The 16,041-nt window shown below is 61.0% G+C and carries 8 protein-coding genes; 5 read left to right on the top strand and 3 right to left on the bottom strand.

Annotation, left to right across the window (positions count from 1 at the left end):
- The first annotated feature begins 56 nt into the window (after positions 1-56).
- The 5 genes from CFter6_RS07425 (at position 57) to CFter6_RS07410 (ending at position 4,666) form a co-directional block, all read left to right on the top strand.
- Positions 57-2,075, top strand: a complete 2,019-nt coding sequence (locus tag CFter6_RS07425; protein ID WP_236904565.1) for an ATP-binding cassette domain-containing protein — start codon at positions 57-59, stop codon at positions 2,073-2,075.
- Complete coding sequence (locus CFter6_RS07420) at positions 2,033-2,713, top strand: Rossmann-like and DUF2520 domain-containing protein (RefSeq protein ID WP_335340311.1); 681 nt, start codon at positions 2,033-2,035, stop codon at positions 2,711-2,713. The genes CFter6_RS07425 and CFter6_RS07420 overlap by 43 nt, the downstream gene beginning before the upstream one ends.
- Positions 2,714-2,721: 8 nt before the next feature.
- Positions 2,722-2,925: a DUF2520 domain-containing protein gene (locus tag CFter6_RS26760; protein ID WP_335340310.1), complete on the top strand. Its 204-nt coding sequence runs from the start codon at positions 2,722-2,724 to the stop codon at positions 2,923-2,925.
- A gap of 158 nt (positions 2,926-3,083) precedes the next feature.
- Positions 3,084-3,887, top strand: a complete 804-nt coding sequence (locus CFter6_RS07415; protein ID WP_061539381.1) for a transporter substrate-binding domain-containing protein — start codon at positions 3,084-3,086, stop codon at positions 3,885-3,887.
- 116 nt (positions 3,888-4,003) lie between these two features.
- The gene (locus tag CFter6_RS07410) at positions 4,004-4,666 is read left to right on the top strand and encodes an amino acid ABC transporter permease (protein WP_061539380.1); all 663 of its coding nucleotides are present in this window, start codon (positions 4,004-4,006) and stop codon (positions 4,664-4,666) included.
- Between the two features lie 35 nt (positions 4,667-4,701).
- Here CFter6_RS07410 and ppk1 read toward each other — a convergent pair whose 3' ends face one another.
- From ppk1 to CFter6_RS07395, 3 genes are all read right to left on the bottom strand, one after another.
- A complete protein-coding gene (gene ppk1 / locus CFter6_RS07405; protein WP_061539379.1) occupies positions 4,702-6,756 on the bottom strand; it encodes a polyphosphate kinase 1 in 2,055 nt (684 codons plus the stop codon).
- Between the two features lie 237 nt (positions 6,757-6,993).
- Positions 6,994-13,692: an autotransporter-associated beta strand repeat-containing protein gene (locus CFter6_RS07400; RefSeq protein WP_082815010.1), complete on the bottom strand. Its 6,699-nt coding sequence runs from the start codon at positions 13,690-13,692 to the stop codon at positions 6,994-6,996.
- A 973-nt stretch (positions 13,693-14,665) separates the two neighbouring features.
- Positions 14,666-16,018, bottom strand: a complete 1,353-nt coding sequence (locus CFter6_RS07395) for a GntP family permease (RefSeq protein WP_041741411.1) — start codon at positions 16,016-16,018, stop codon at positions 14,666-14,668.
- Positions 16,019-16,041: the final 23 nt, after the last annotated feature.

Raw genomic sequence — 16,041 nt, 5'->3', positions numbered from 1 at the left:
CATGCATGGCCACTCATTGAGCACGATAGTTAACAGATAATTAGCAGACAGTAGATATGATACGTTTTTTACAAGTTTCCCTGATGCGCGGCATCAAGCCATTGCTCGACAATGTCGAGGTCACCCTCAATCCGGGCGACAAGATCGGCCTGATCGGCGCCAACGGCGCCGGCAAGTCCAGCCTGTTCGGGCTGCTGCGCGGGGAACTGCATGCCGACCAGGGCGAGATCGACTTCCCCTCGAAATGGCGCATGGCCTACGTTGCCCAGGAAACCCCTGCGCTGGATCGCCCGGCGATTGAATACGCTATCGACGGCGACGTCACCCTGCGCCGGCTGGAAGAAGAACTGGCGTTCCTCGAAAGCGAACCGGAAAGCACTTCCAACGGCATCCTGATCGGCGAGCTGTACAGCGCCCTGGCCGATGCCGATGCCTACACGGTGCGTTCGCGCGCCGAACAGCTGCTGACCGGTCTCGGTTTTTCACTGGCGCAAATGGACCAGCCGGTAGCCAGCTTCTCCGGCGGCTGGCGCATGCGCCTGAACCTGGCGCAGGCGCTGATGTGCCCATCCGACCTGCTGCTGCTCGATGAACCGACCAACCACTTGGACCTGGACGCCATCATCTGGCTGGAGGACTGGCTCAAGCGCTATCCCGGCACCCTGATCATCATCTCCCATGACCGCGATTTCCTGGACGGCGTGGTGAATGTCATCGTGCATATCGACGAGCGCAAGCTGAAGCGCTATTCGGGCAACTATTCCTCGTTCGAACGCCAGCGTTCCGCGCAGCTGGAACTGGCTGCCGGCACCCTGGAAAAGCAGATGCGCCAGCGCGCCCACCTGGAGTCATTCATCAACCGCTTCAAGGCCCAGGCCAGCAAGGCCCGCCAGGCGCAGAGCCGGATGAAGGCGCTGGCCAAGATGGAAGAGCTGGCGCCATTGCGCGCAGCAGCGGAATTCTCTTTCGAGTTTCGGGTGCCGCTGAGCGCGCCTAACCCGCTGCTGGTGATGGAAGATGTGAGCGCCGGCTACCGCACTGAAAGCGAGACCAGCCACGATGTCACCGAAAAAGTAATCGTCTCCTGCATCAACTTCTCGTTGCAGATCGGCCAGCGTATCGGCCTGCTGGGCGTCAACGGCGCCGGCAAATCGACTTTCATCAAAACCATCGCGGAAGAGCTCAAGCCGCTGCGCGGCGACGCTCAGTTCGGCAAAGGCCTGTCGATCGGTTATTTTGCCCAGCACCAGGTGGAAATGCTGCGCCACGACGAATCGCCGCTTTGGCACATGGGCAAGATCGCGCCTACCGTGCGCGAACAGGAACTACGCAACTTCCTCGGCGGCTTCAATTTCAACGGCGCCATGGTGACCAGCTCGATCGCGCCGTTTTCCGGCGGCGAAAAAGCGCGCCTGGCGCTGGCGCTGATCGTCTGGCAACGCCCCAACCTGCTGCTGCTGGATGAGCCGACCAACCATCTGGACCTGGAAACCCGCGAGGCGCTGACCATGGCGCTGGCGCAGTTCGAGGGCACGCTGGTGCTGGTATCCCATGATCGCCACCTGTTGCGCGCCACCACCGACCAGTTCATCATCGTTGCCGACGGCAAGGTAGCGCCGTTCGACGGCGACCTCGACGATTACAAGGACTGGCTGTTCAAGACCAAGCTCGCGGCCAAGAACAGCGCGACCGCCGGGACTGCTGCTACCGCGCTGCCAAAAGCCAGCAGCAAGGCCACCATCGCCAGCGCAGTAGCGCCGGCGGCAGCAGCTGCAGTCGACAATGCCGACCGCCGGGAACAGAAACGCGCGGAAGCGGAAGCCAGGCAAAAGCTGGCGACACAGAAGAAGCCTATCGAAGCGCGTATCAAGCGCCTGGATGAACAGATCGCCAAACGCAGCGCGCAGAAGCATACTGTCGATACGCGCCTGGCAGATCCAGAAATCTACGATAAAGACAAGAAAAAAGAATTGGCGACGCTGCTCGCCGATCAGGCGTTTTATGCCAAGGAACTGACGCAACTGGAGGCGGAATGGCTGGAACAGCAGGAAGCGCTGGAGCAACTGGGCAGCTAGGCGCAGCTGGCGCAAACGCGCCTACCCTGAGCATCATCGGCTGCGGCAAGCTTGGCCGCACCCTGGGCCGGCTGTGGTACGACAGTCGGACGTTTACCCTGCTCGACATCCTGAACCGCTCGACTGCCAGCGCGCAGGAAGCCAGCGCCTTCATCGGCGCCGGCAGCGTAGCGGCTTCCTGCGTCGACCTGCGCATTGCCGACGCCTACCTGATCGCGGCCGGCGACGACCAGATCGCTGCTTGCTGCAGCACCCTTGCCGCCGCCGGAAAATTGCAGCCCGGCAGCATCGTGTTCCATTGCAGCGGCGCCCTGTCGTCGCTCGAACTGGCAGCCGCGTCCGAACGCGGCGCCGCTGTCGCCAGCATCCACCCGATCCGCAGCTTCGCCGTGCCGCAACAGGTAGCCGAGCATTTCGCCGGCACCTGGTGCGGCAGCGAAGGCGATGCCGCCGCCCTTGCCGTCCTCGGCCCGGCGTTCAGCGCCATCGGCGCGCAACTGGTGGCTATCCGTCGTGAGCAAAAAACCCTGTACCACGCTGCCGCGGTCTTCGCGTCCAACTACCAGGTAACGCTGATAGACGTGGCGCAACAAGCTTATGCGGCAGCCGGCATTGCCCCGAACTTGCTCTGCAGCTGATCGAGCCATTGCTGTCCGAAAGCGCTGCCAATGCCTTCAGGCTCGGCCCCGCCGCCGCCCTCACCGGCCCCATCGCGCGCGGCGACATGGCTACCGTCGCCAGGCAATATCAGGCGATCCAGAAGTGGCAACCGCAGGTTGCCAGCCTGTACCAGCAATTCGCTGCATTGACTGGCGATCTGGCCCTGCGCAAGAAAAACGGCAAGCCGTAGCAAGTCATAAAATTGCGCAGACCGCCGATAGCTGATATTTTCCTGAAATGCAAAGACAATAAGTGCATATGGAGTGGCGAAACGGTCATTTCACATTTGCAGGAGAAACCGCTTAACATAGTCGTCAGCCAATGCCCACCAACCAAAAAAGGAAAAAAATGGCCGCCACACTCTCAAAACTGAGCAAGATCGCAGCAGCGATACTGATCGCCGGCGTCACGCTCAATGCGTTCGCAGCAGACCTGCTGGATACCGTCAAAACCCGCGGCACCCTGAAAGTAGCGATGGAAGGCAACTATCCGCCATTCAATTTCAAGGACCCGAAAAGCGGTGAACTGACCGGCTTTGAAGTCGACGTCGCCAAACTGCTGGCGGCCAAGCTTGGGGTGAAGCCGGAATTCACTACAACCGAATGGAGCGGCATCCTGGCGGGCCTCGGCGCCGGCAAATACGATGTCATCCTGAACCAGGTCGGGATTACCGAAGCGCGCCAGAAAGCCTTCGATTTTTCCCAGCCGTACACCTTGTCGACTGCGCAGCTGATTGTCCGCAAAGACGAGAAGCGCAGCTTCCCTACCCTGGAATCGCTGAAGGGCTACAAGCTCGGTCTGGGCCAGGGCACCAACTTCGAGCAAAAAGCCAAGGCGGTTGCGGGCATCGATGTCAAAACCTATCCCGGTTCGCCTGAATACCTGGCCGACCTAGCCAGCGGCCGCATCGATGCGGCCTTGAACGACCGCCTGCTGGTCGGCTACCTGCTGAAGAGCTCGAACCTGCCGCTGAAAGCCGGCGCCACCTTCGGCGACATCGACAAGATCGGCATCCCTTTCCAGAAAGGCAATCCGAAATTCGAGGCAGCGCTGAACAAAGCGCTCGACGATATCCTGAAAGACGGCAGTTTCAAGCAAGTGTCCTTCAAGTGGTTCGGTTTCGATGTTAGCAAAGCGCCATCCGTGCAATGAGAGCGCATTGATAACGCATTGGTAATTTCTGCGCTACACTTCTGACTCACCCACCATCCCCGCCCGCCGCGGGGATGTTTTTTTAACCTGGGAAGTCCGGATTTAACAGAGACCTTATGGAATTACTGGATTTGCTGCAGCAGGCGGCGCCGACTTTGCTGCGCGGCGTAGGCTACACCCTGGTGTTTGCGGTGGCGTCGATGCTGGGCGGCCTGCTGCTCGGTTTTCCCTTGGCGATTGCGCGCATCCTGCCTGCGCGCCTGGCGCGCTGGCCAGCCAGCGTGTATGTCAGCCTGATGCGCGGCACGCCGCTGCTGGTGCAGATCTTCGTGATCTATTACGGCCTGCCTAGCATAGGCATCAGTTTTTCGCCGCTGACCGCGGGCATCCTGGCTCTCAGCCTGAATGCCGGCGCCTATCTGTCGGAAAGCCTGCGCGGCGCCATTCTCGGCGTGCACAAGGGGCAATGGGCCGCCAGCTACAGCATCGGCCTGAACTACTGGCAAACGCTGCGCCACATCGTGATTCCGCAAGCGATCCGGATCGCCGTGCCATCGATGAGCAATACCCTGATCAGCCTGATCAAGGATACCTCGCTGGTGTCGGTCATCACGGTAACGGAGCTGATGCTGGCCACCAAGGAAATCATCGCCGTGACCTTCCGTCCGCTGCCCCTGTACCTGGCGGCCGCGGCGATCTACTGGTGCCTGAGCCTGTGCTTCGAGCGTTTGCAGAGCCGCCTGGAAGACAAGCTGGGACAGGCCCACAAATCGAACTAAAAACGCGAACTAAAAACGCAAATTAAAAACGTTAATTAAAAGCGCGACAGCAGATCGATCTGGCTGACCAGCGGCGTGGCTTCGCCAGGATCGGCCCTGTTGTAGCTGCCGTCGCTGTCCATGTCCCAGGCCGATGCATTATCCTGCAGATGCACCAGCAGACTCTCTTCGATCACACGCCGCTTGAGCTTGCCATCCAGGATCGGGAACGCCGTTTCGATACGGCGGAACAGATTGCGGTCCATCCAGTCGGCGCTGGACAGCATCACATGTTCCTCGCCGTCGGCGTAAAAATAAAATACCCGATGATGTTCAAGGAAGCGCCCGATCACGGAGCGCACCTTGATGTTTTCCGACAAACCCGGCACGCCTGGCTGCAACGCGCACACGCCGCGGATCAGCAGCTGGATCTTGACCCCGGCCTGGGACGCCAGGTACAAGGCTTCAATTACCGTCGGTTCCAGTAATGCATTCATCTTGGCGATGATGTAGCCCTGCTTGCCGGCCTTGGCGGCGTCGACTTCTTTCTGGATCGCATGCAAGACGTTCGCGTGCAAGGTGAACGGCGATTGCCACAAGCGCTTGAGCGCCACCTGCTTGCCAAAACCGGTCAGCTGCTGGAATACGTGGTGCACGTCTTCGCAAATCTTGTCGTCGTTGGTCATCAGGCCGAAGTCGGTGTACAGGCGCGCGGTTTTCGGATGATAGTTGCCGGTGCCGAGATGCACATAACGCTTCAGCTTGGTATGTTTGGCGTGGCGTTTGCGGCGCACGATCAGCAGCATCTTGGCGTGCGTCTTGTAACCGAACACGCCGTACACCACATGGGCGCCGACCGCTTCCAGCTTGGCCGCCCAGCCGATATTGGTTTCTTCGTCGAAGCGCGCCATCAGCTCCAGCACCACCGTGACTTCCTTGCCGTTCTTGGCCGCCTGCATCAGGGCGCTCATCAGCGGCGAATCGTTGCCGGTACGGTAAATGGTTTGCTTGATGGCCAGCACATCGGGGTCGATCGCCGCCTGCTGCAACAGCTCCAGCACCGGCTGGAAACTTTCGTAGGGATGGTGCAGCAGCACATCCTGCTGGTCGATGATATCGAACACCGAGGCGCCGGTAACGAAAGCTTTCGGCAGCACCGGCGTATGCGGCGTGAACTTCAGGTCAGGCCGGTCGACCAGGTCCGGCAAAGGCATCAGGCGCACCAGGTTGACCGCGCCGTTGACCCGGTAGCAATCGCCGGGCGCCAGGCCGTTCTGGTTCAGCAGGCGCTGCACCAGCGAAGCCGGCGTGCCGTCCGCCACCTCCAGGCGCACCGCATTGCCCAGCTGGCGCGTCGGCAACTCGCCTTGCAAGGCCAGCCGCAGGTCGGTGACTTCATCCTCGTCGACAAACAAGTCACTGTTGCGCGTCACGCGGAACTGATAACAGCCGCCGATAGACAAACCCGGAAACAGTTCGCCGACAAAACGCTGCATGAAACTGCTCAGCAGCACAAAACCGTATGCATGCGCCGACAGATGTTCCGGCATCCGGACCAGGCGCGGCAACACCCGCGGCGCCTGCACGATGGCCAGTTCGGTCTCGCGGCCGAAGGCATCCTTGCCGCTCAGCTTGACAGCAAAATTCAGACTCTTGTTGAGTACCCGCGGAAAAGGATGGGCCGGATCCAGGCCGATCGGCGTCAGCACCGGCAACAGCTCGCTCTTGAAAAACTCATGGGCCCAGGCAGTCTGTTCCTCGTTCCACTCCGACTCCTGGTAAAAAGCGATGCCCTCGGCATTCAGCGCCGGCAGCAGCACATCGTTGAACAAGGCGTACTGGCGCGCCACCAGTTTCTGGGCGCGCTCGCTGATGGTGCTGTAGGCATGCTGCAGCGACATGCCGTCTGGCGTCACGCCGTCCACCGCCACCCTGATCTGTTCCTGCAAACCGGACATGCGGATCTCGGAAAACTCGTCCAGGTTGCTGCTGGTGATGCAGACAAAGCGCAGCCGTTCCAGCAAGGGGACCGCAGGGTCTTCAGCTTGCGCCAGGACCCGCTCGTTAAAGGCAAGCACACCGAGTTCGCGATTGAGCAATGGGAAAGTCATGGTCTGGTCAGAAAATAGTCGGGGAATATGTAAGATAAAGGCGGATTTTTCAGCAATTACCAATATGGCAATGCTGATTGTAAGGAGGGAATGTGACGCGGGAATGACAAGGAGAAGGCCTGATGGACAGGCCCCGGGAACCGCCAGACGATCGCCCTGCAGATGCGGCTATCCCGGCTTTTCCCGAGACAACGCCGCAAATGCAGGGCTGTTTTCAGCTACACCAACGTCGCGCCATCAGAATTTCCACGCTATGTTTGCCTTGATGGCGTTATCCCTTACCTTGTCGCCGAACTGTCCTGAATATCCCAGGCCCAGCGTTGCGCTCTTGCCGATGCCGACATCAATCCCGGCTTCCACCAGCATGGCGTCGCGCGCTACCGGCACGCCAGTCACCGCGAATGATGCAGCGGCGTTGCTCTTGAACGCCAGATCGGCGGTCGGCGTCACGCTGCCGAATGCGTGGCGCCAGCCGACCGTGCCGCGGGCAGTCACGCCCGAGCCGGGAGCGCCCAGGAGGGTTGCCGCCCTTACACCCAATGTCGAGAAGGTGACATTCTGGCTGTCGCTCTTGCCGCTCAGGGCCGCGGCGCCGCCGTTTTCGCTGAAGCCGTCGGTATGCAGGTTGACATACGCCAGGCCGGCGAACGGTTCCAGCGCTACCCGGCCCGCCGCAATGGCGTAGCCCAGCTCACCGAAAACCTGGGTGGTGTGCGCATCGTAGCTGGCCTTGGTGCTGTCGGAGAAACCCGGGAACACGATGCTGCGGTCGGTATCCAGCTTGTTCCAGGTATATGCAGTCCCCAGGCGTACGCCAAGCGCGCCGAACTGCGCGTCACCGTATAGCGCCAGGTGATAGCTATCGATGGAACCGGAACCGTTGGAACGACTGGTGTCAAACGACGTGTGACCGATGCCGCCGGCGACACCTGCACGCCAGGTATCGTTCAGCGGTGTGTCGACCCCGACAATGAAGCCGCCGGTGCTGCGGTTCACGTTGGCCACGCCGTTCTCGCCATCCAGGTTGCTCTTGGCGCCATATACCTGGCCCCAGACTACCCGCGCATTGCGCCGGTCGTCGGCGCAGGCGTTATCGACTCGCAACTGATCGTTCTGCTGGGTTGCGCTGTCTGTCGTGCAGCTGGCTGCGCCGCCGGCCGAGAGCGCCGACAAGACGCCGGAACGGGCAGCCGAACCCTGGCGCGCCCGCGCCGTGACCGCATCCCTGATGTAACGGCTATCTTCCAGCATGACGCTGCGTGCGCTGGCCTGAGTCTCGCCGGACAGGCTGTCAAACGCCGCTTGCGCCGATGCCAGGTCGAGCGAGGTGATGGTGTCGTAAATCGTATTGCCGCCGCCGAGGATGGCGACCGCGTTTGCCACGCTTTGCTGGTTCGGCGTACTGGCCGCCTGCTGGAACGACACACTGTTGCGCACCAGTTGCAGAAATACGTTCTTGGCGTCGTAGCTCAGGCTAGGCGTCAGGAATACCAGGTTTGACGTCACCCCGGAAAACGTGCCGCTGACGCCGCCGGCAGAAGTAAGAATCGTATAGTTGTTGGTCGGCTTGTAGTCGCCCACCGCCGCCATCACCTGCACCGTTCCGCCAGTCAAGCTGGTGCTGCCGCCGACGCTGATCAAGTCGGCTTGCTGCGGCGTGGCTTTCACCTGGTAAAACGATCCAGGTGTAAAGGCAGCGTTGCCGGCTACCGTCAGGCTGCCGATAGGCTGGCCGGCGGCGGCGATCGCAGCCGTGCCGCCACTGTTGACCAGCAGTCCGCCGATAGTGCCGGGCCCCTGGATGGCGCCGCCGCTGTTGACGGTGACAGTCGAATTGGCGATCGAACCGCTTACCGCAAGCGTACCGGCATTTACAGTGGTTGGTCCGCTGTAAGTACTGACGCCGCTCAAATCCAACACCCCGGCGCCCAGCTTGACCACGCTGCCGCTGCCGCTGATCACGCCACCATAAGTGATATCGTCGGAGCGATTGAAAGCCAGTGTGCCGTTATCGACCACGTTGCCCACAATGCTTCCTGTGGTGCCGCCATTCCCGATCTGCAATGTACCGGCATTGATGGTGGTGCCGCCGGTGTAAGTGTTGGCGCCGGTCAGCGTCAAGGTATCGCTGCCGTCCTTGGCCACCGTCCCGGCTCCCGAAATGACGCCGCCGTACGTGCCGCCGCCGTTCACCGTCACGCTACCGCTGTTGCTGCCTAGGGTCACATTGCCGTTGCCGCTCAAGCCGGCCACCGTTATCTGGAAGCCGTTCACATCGAGCTGGCCGCCATTCAGAGCCAGGCTGCCTGTACCAAGCGCAGAATTATTGCCCACGGTGATCGTGCCGTTGTTCAGAACCGTGCCACCGCTGTAGGTATTGGCGCCGGCCAGGGTCAGGTTGGCTGCGCCATCCTTGGTCAGGCTGCCGGTTCCGGACACCACGTTGCTCAATGTCAGGTCGTTGCTGCCCGCCACGGTCAGGCCGGCATTGAGGACTACCGCATTATTCAATGTCAGCGGAATGGTGTTGTCGACGGTTGCGGCGCCGCCGACAGTCAATGCACCGGTACCGATCGCTGAGCTGTTGCCAAGTATCAGCGAGCCGGCATTGATGGCCGTGCCGCCGGTGTATGTATTGGCGCCGGTCAGTGTTTCCGCGCCCGTGCCTTGCTTGACCAGGCCGCCGGTGCCGCCGATGACGCCGCCGAAGGTCTGGTTGGTGGCATCGCCGAAGGTCAAGGTATTGGCGCCCAAGGCAACTGTGCTGCCTGCCACGCCGGCCAGCGAACCGATGGTCTGGTTGCCGCTGGCAGAAATGTCCAGGCTTGCGCCGGCGCCGGCGACGTTGACTGCCACGCTCGGCGCCAGGCTTCCGCCTGCGCCCAGGATCAAGGCGCCGGCATTGATGGTTGCGCCGCCAGTGAAGGTATTGCCGCCCGTCAGGGTTTCGGTGCCGCTGCCTTGTTTGACCAGGCCGCCGGTGCCGCCGATGACGCCGCCGAAGGTTTGATTGGCGGCGTCGCCAAAGGTCAAGGTGTTACCACCCAGAGCCACTGTGCTGCCTGCCACGCCGGCCAGCGAACCGATGGTCTGGTTGCCGCCGGCGGAAATATCCAGGCCGGCGCCAGCTGCGGCGACGTTGACTGCCACGGTTGGAGCCAGGCTGCCGCCCGCGCCAAGAGCCAGCGTACCGGCATTGATCGTGGCGCCGCCAGTGAAGGTATTGGCGCCAGTCAGGGTTTCGGTGCCGCTACCTTGTTTGACCAGGCCGCCGGTGCCGCCGATGGCGCCGCCAAAGGTCTGATTGGTGGCGTCGCCGAAGGTCAGGGTATTCGCGCCCAAGGCGACTGTGCTGCCTGCCACGCCGGCCAGCGAACCGATGGTCTGGTTGCCGCCGGTGGAAATATCCAGGCCGGCGCCAGCGCCCGCGACGTTGACTGCCACGGTCGGCGCCAGGCTGCCGCCTGCGCCTATGGCCAGCGTGCCGGCGTTGATGGTTGCGCCGCCGGTAAAGGTATTGGCTGCCGTCAGGGTTTCAGTGCCAGTACCCTGTTTGACCAAACCGCCGGTGCCGCCGATGATGCCGCCAAAGGTTTGATTGGTGGCGTCGCCGAATGTCAGGGTATTCGCGCCCAAGGCTACTGTGCTGCCGGCCACGCCAGCCAGCGAACCGATGGTCTGGTTGCCGCCGGCGGAAATATCCAGGCCGGCGCCAGCGGCCGCAACGTTGACTGCCACAGTCGGCGCCAGGCTGCCGCCAGCGCCTATGGCCAGCGTGCCGGCGTTGATCGTCGCGCCGCCGGTGAAGGTGTTGGCGCCAGTCAGGGTTTCGGTGCCCGTGCCTTGTTTGACCAGGCCGCCAGTACCACCGATGGCGCCGCCGAAGGTCTGGTTGGTGGCATCGCCGAAGGTCAAGGTATTGGCGCCCAAGCCCACTGTGCTGCCTGCTACGCCAGCCAGCGAACCGATGGTCTGGTTACCGCCGGCAGAAATATCAAAGCCGGCGCCGGCGCCGGCGACATTGATCGCCACCGTTGGCAGCAAGCTGCCGCCAGCACCCAAGGCCAGCGTACCGGCATTGATCGTCGCGCCACCGGTAAAGGTATTGGCGCCTGTCAGGGTTTCTGTACCCGTCCCCTGTTTGGTCAAGCCGCCAGTGCCGCCGATGACGCCGCCGAAGGTTTGGTTGGTCGCATCGCCGAAGGTCAGGGTGTTGGCGCCCAAGGCCACTGTGCTGCCTGCCACGCCAGCCAGCGAACCGATGGTTTGATTTCCTCCTGCGGAAATATCCAGGCCGGCGCCGGCGCCTGCGACGTTGACTGCCACGGTCGGCGCCAGGCTGCCTCCAGCGCCCAGGGCCAACGTGCCGGCGTTGATGGTTGCGCCGCCGCTAAAGGTATTGGCGCCCGTCAGGGTTTCCGTGCCAGTGCCTTGTTTGATCAAGCCGCCAGTGCCGCCGATGACGCCGCCGAAGGTTTGGTTGGTGGCATCGCCGAAGGTCAGGGTATTTGCCCCCAAGCCCACTGTGCTGCCTGCTACGCCTGCCAGCGAACCGATGGTCTGGTTGCCGCCGGCGGAAATATCCAGGCCGGCGCCAGCTGCGGCGACGTTGACTGCCACGGTCGGCGCCAGGCTGCCGCCCGCGCCAAGAGCCAGCGTACCGGCATTGATCGTCGCGCTGCCAGTAAAGGTGTTGGCGCCCGTCAGGGTTTCGGTACCGCTGCCTTGTTTGATCAGGCCGCCGGTGCCGCCGATGGCGCCGCCGAAGGTCTGGTTGGTGGCATCGCCGAAGGTCAAGGTATTTGCGCCCAGTGCGACTGTGCTGCCTGCCACGCCTGCCAGCGAACCGATGGTCTGGTTGCCGCCGGCGGAAATATCCAGGCCGGCGCCAGCGCCCGCGACGTTGACTGCCACAGTCGGCGCCAGGCTGCCGCCTGCGCCTATGGCCAGCGTCCCGGCGTTGATCGTCGCAGCGCCAGTGAAGGTATTGGCGCCAGTCAGGGTTTCGGTGCCGCTGCCTTGTTTGATCAGGCCACCTGTGCCGCCAATGACACCGCCATAGGTCTGGTTGGTGGCGTCACCGAAGGTCAGGGTGTTGGCGCCCAAGGCGACTGTACTGCCTGCCACGCCAGCCAATGAGCCGATGGTCTGGTTGCCGCCGGCAGAAATGTCGAAACCGGCGCCGATACCGGCCACGTTGACTGCCACGATCGGCGCCAGGCTGCCGCCCGCGCCGATAGCCAGCGTCCCGGCGTTGATTGTCGCAGCGCCAGTGAAGGTATTGGCGCCGGTCAGCGTGGTCGTGGTGCTGCCGTTTTTCACGAGGCCGCCGGCGCCGGAAATGATGCCGCTCAAACCGAGGTTATTGCTGCCGGTGAGGGTCAGGTCCGCTCCGCCGGCGAGATTGATGTTGTTGCCCAGAGTCAGTCCGATGCTGGTATCCAGTGTTGCATTGCCCCCCACTGCCAAAGCACCGCTGCCGATAGCCGTGGCGTTCCCCAAGACCAGTCCGCCGGCGTTGAGATTGGTGTTGCCGCTATAGTTATTGGCGCCGTTCAAGGTCAGCGTTCCGCTATCGTTCTTGGTCAATCCGCCGACGCCCGAGATGATGCCCGATATGGTCAGTGCGCTCGCGCCCTGGACCGTCAGCCCGCCGCCTTGCAGGTTGAAGCTGTTGCCAAGGTCAAGGCCGGCGGCAGTGGCCTGGATCGCGCCGCCGTTGGCCGTAATTGCACCGGTGCCGAAAGAGGCGGAATTATCGAACAGCGCCAGGCCGCCGTTCAGTGTCGCATCCTGGAATGTCTGCGCTCCGCTCAAGGTCCAGCTGCCGCTGTTGAGTCCCAGGTGCTGGAAGTTGACGTAGGTGCCGCTGGTAATGGTGCCCGAGCCGGTGCTGCCGCTGCCGGTACCCGTTGCCGTATTTTGCAGGAGCAAGGTATTGTTGCCGCCGGCGCCGCCGTCGACCGTCCCGGTCGACGCAAATCCGAGATTGAGGCCGACCACGTTCAGCAGGTTGAGGCCAAGGCTGCCGCCTGAATTGACGTTGGAGCCGGTCACCGCGGTAAAGGTGTTGCTGCTGTTGGCGCCCATCGATACGCTGCCGGTGATGGTCCCGGAATTGACGAAGGTGTTGCCAGTGCCCGGAGTACCCGAGGCCTCGAACGCAACCCGGCCGGTGATAGTGCCGGAATTGACGAAGTTGACTTGGCCGCCGCCGTAGGCCGCAACCACCGGCGCATCGGATGCGAACAGCGAGACGCCCAGCAAAGGCGAACTGCCGATGGTGCCGGTATTGGAAAGATTGCTGACGCCGCCGGTGCCGTTCTGCACAGCCAGCGCGACGCCGTTCAGATTGCTCAGGCTCACCCCCAGCAAGCCGCTGGTGCCCTTCATGGTGCCGCTGTTGTTGACGGTAACGGTGCTGGCCGCGGCATTGCCGATCACGGTGCCGGTCGATAACAGGCTGGCCGCCCCCAGCAGCGACGGATCTATGGTGCCGCCGTTATTGAGCGTGACATTGTTGCCGGTCAAATTCATTGCCGTGCCGAGCAGGCCCAGCAGTACTCCGGCGCTGGCGCCGGTGTTGACGTTCACCGTCAGGTTATTGGCAGCGCTGCTGAATGAAGGCGCCAGCAACGGCGCGGCGCCGGTGCAGGTGACTGTTGCGCCGTTAGCCGGATTACTCGGCGTGCAATTGGCCCAGGCTGACGAACCGTTCAGGGCAAAAAAACCGCTGGTCGCCAGCGCCAGCAATGCCGGCAAGCGCCGCAGTTGCGGCGCCGCTTCGCCTTGGCCGGACAGGCCGCCGGCTGCGCCGACCGGGCCAGTCGACAACAGCAGGTTCGATGCTCCCTTGCCATTGGTCTTGGCCAGTTCCGATGTGACTACCAGCGCACCTTGTGTCTTGCTCCATACCAAACGATAAGTCTTGCTCATGACGTTCTCCGGAAAAATACAAAAAAATAGGCAAAAAGACGCCCTCAACGCCGGGACGGGTCCATAGCGAAGAAAATTGAGGGTAAAAAAACAGGGATTTTGTCTCAGTCTGAATTGAGACCAAGCATGCCTAATGCAGAATTGCCCGTTTGGCTAAACACTGCCGGCGATGCTTTTGAGGCGGCTTATCCCCAACGCATTGCGGCGGCAACAAAACTTTCGATAAGAGTGCACCTCGCCTGGATGGCGAAGTACGTGTGGGCGGAGCAAATACTTTCTGTTGGGGGATAAATCCGTATTGCCATGGCTGACTCCAATTGCTGGTCCAACAACCTCTGGCTCAATTTCCGCGGCGGCGGCTACATCAGGAAAATGAGATGTAAGAAACTGACATGCTTGCCGCATCGTTGCAGGCACAGAATGATTCTGCGCGATGCTGCAGGCCCGGAATGACGCTGAATACCCTGCTCGGGCTTTCCATATGAAAACAATGCGGCATGGAAATTAATTGTCATTTTAGACGTATTTCAAAGATATTGAATATGGAAGTAATGTTTATTTTAATAATTAACATTAGTTAACGTTTACATTTTGTAAATTAACATTCTTAGAATATTTTTTTACAATTCCACATGGAAATATATCGTCCCCGCGCCCGACAGGATGGTCTGGCCTGAGATTGCCACATATGGATGTGACGCAATAGCTGCCTATATATAACGAGGTTTACAAGTAGCCAAGCCAGTTTATTTCTCGATCAACCCAGATCAGGTGCAGCTCTGTTTTGTTAAATAAAAAGTATTCCCAGAATTAACAAAATGATGTTTCAGAAATACAACATTATGAAATTATCTTGAGACGTGCGCCTTTCACAATCGGGAGACGCAAAAAACGGCTTGCAGAATGGTGTTCTGCAAGCCGTTTTGACAGCGTTTGTTCCGCCTCGCCCGTGGCGAGTTGACCTTCGGATGGATCAGATCACTGTAGCCAGGCCCAAGGTCAGCAACAGCGCCACCACCGAAATGATGGTCTCTGCCACAGTCCAGGTCTTGAAGGTTTCCGTCACGGTCATGTTGAAGTACTCCTTGACCAGCCAGAAACCGCCATCGTTGACGTGCGACAGGATCAGCGAACCGGCGCCGGTAGCCAGCACCATCAGTTCCGGCCTGACGGTAACGCCGGCGGCGGTGACGATAGGTGCGACGATGCCGCAGGCAGTGGTCATCGCCACCGTGGCGGAACCGGTAGCGACGCGGATCAGCGCCGCCACGAACCAGCCCAGCAGCAACGGCGACAAATGGGCGTTGTTGGCGAGTTCGACAATCGCCTTGGAGACGCCGCCGTCGATCAGGATCCGGCCAAAACCGGCGCCGGCGCCGACGATCAGCGTGATCCCGGCGATAGGCGCCAGACACTCGGTAGTAAATTTCAGAATCGCCGCGCGATCAAAACCGCGCGCCTTGCCGAAGGTGTAAAAACTTACCAGTGTAGCAATCAGCAGTGCAATCACCGAGTTGCCGATCAGGCGCAGGAAATCGTTGGCGAAAGTTTTTGGCGTGAAAAACACATCGGCCCAGCTGCCGATCAGCATCAGCGCCACCGGCAGCAGGATGGTTGCTATGGTGATGCCGAAACCAGGCAATTCGCGGGTCTTGCCTTCTTCCACGAATTGCGCGATCAATGGATTGTCTGGATTCGGCACCACGAAGCGGCTGATCAGCTTGGCAAACAGCGGGCCGGCAATGATCGCGGTAGGAATGCCGACGATCAGCGCGTACATGATGGTGCGGCCGATGTCCGCGTTGTAGGCGGTCACGGCGAACAACGCGGCCGGATGCGGCGGAATCAAGCCATGCACGACAGACAGGCCGGCAACCATCGGAATCCCGACCATGATCATCGAAGTCCCGGTGCGCTTGGCGACGTTGAATGCAATCGGGATCAGCAGCACGAAACCGACTTCAAAGAACACCGGCAGGCCGACGATCAGGGCCACCACCATCATGGCCCAGTGCACCCGCTTGGGGCCGAACACGCCAATCAGCGTATTGGCCACGCGCTCGGCGCCGCCCGATTCGGCCATCATCTTGCCGAACATGGTGCCCAGCCCGACCACCAGCGCAATATGCCCTAATGCGCCGCCGACGCCGGTTTCATAGGATTTGACGATGCTGGCCATCGGCATGCCGACCACCAGCCCCAGGATCACCGACACCACGATCAGCACGATGAACGGATTCATCTTGAACTTGGCGATCAGCACCACCAGCGCGATCACTGCAATCACTGCATACAGCAGCAACATGTTTCCTTGAACCATCTCCATCAAATCCTCCTAAAGTCCGATTT

It is taken from the genome of Collimonas fungivorans (assembly GCF_001584145.1).
Taxonomy (GTDB): Bacteria; Pseudomonadota; Gammaproteobacteria; order Burkholderiales; family Burkholderiaceae_D; genus Collimonas; species Collimonas fungivorans.
This window is presented reverse-complemented; position numbering and strand designations above follow the sequence as displayed.

Excerpts from the sequence above, each read along its gene's own strand:
- ppk1 (WP_061539379.1), bottom strand. The coding sequence starts at position 6,756 with ATGACTTTCCCATTGCTCAATCGCGAACTCGGTGTGCTTGCCTTTAAC.
- CFter6_RS07400 (WP_082815010.1), bottom strand. The coding sequence starts at position 13,692 with ATGAGCAAGACTTATCGTTTGGTATGGAGCAAGACACAAGGTGCGCTG.
- CFter6_RS07410 (WP_061539380.1), top strand. The coding sequence starts at position 4,004 with ATGGAATTACTGGATTTGCTGCAGCAGGCGGCGCCGACTTTGCTGCGC.
- CFter6_RS07420 (WP_335340311.1), top strand. The coding sequence starts at position 2,033 with ATGGCTGGAACAGCAGGAAGCGCTGGAGCAACTGGGCAGCTAGGCGCA.
- CFter6_RS07395 (WP_041741411.1), bottom strand. The coding sequence starts at position 16,018 with ATGGAGATGGTTCAAGGAAACATGTTGCTGCTGTATGCAGTGATTGCA.
- CFter6_RS07425 (WP_236904565.1), top strand. The coding sequence starts at position 57 with ATGATACGTTTTTTACAAGTTTCCCTGATGCGCGGCATCAAGCCATTG.
- CFter6_RS07415 (WP_061539381.1), top strand. The coding sequence starts at position 3,084 with ATGGCCGCCACACTCTCAAAACTGAGCAAGATCGCAGCAGCGATACTG.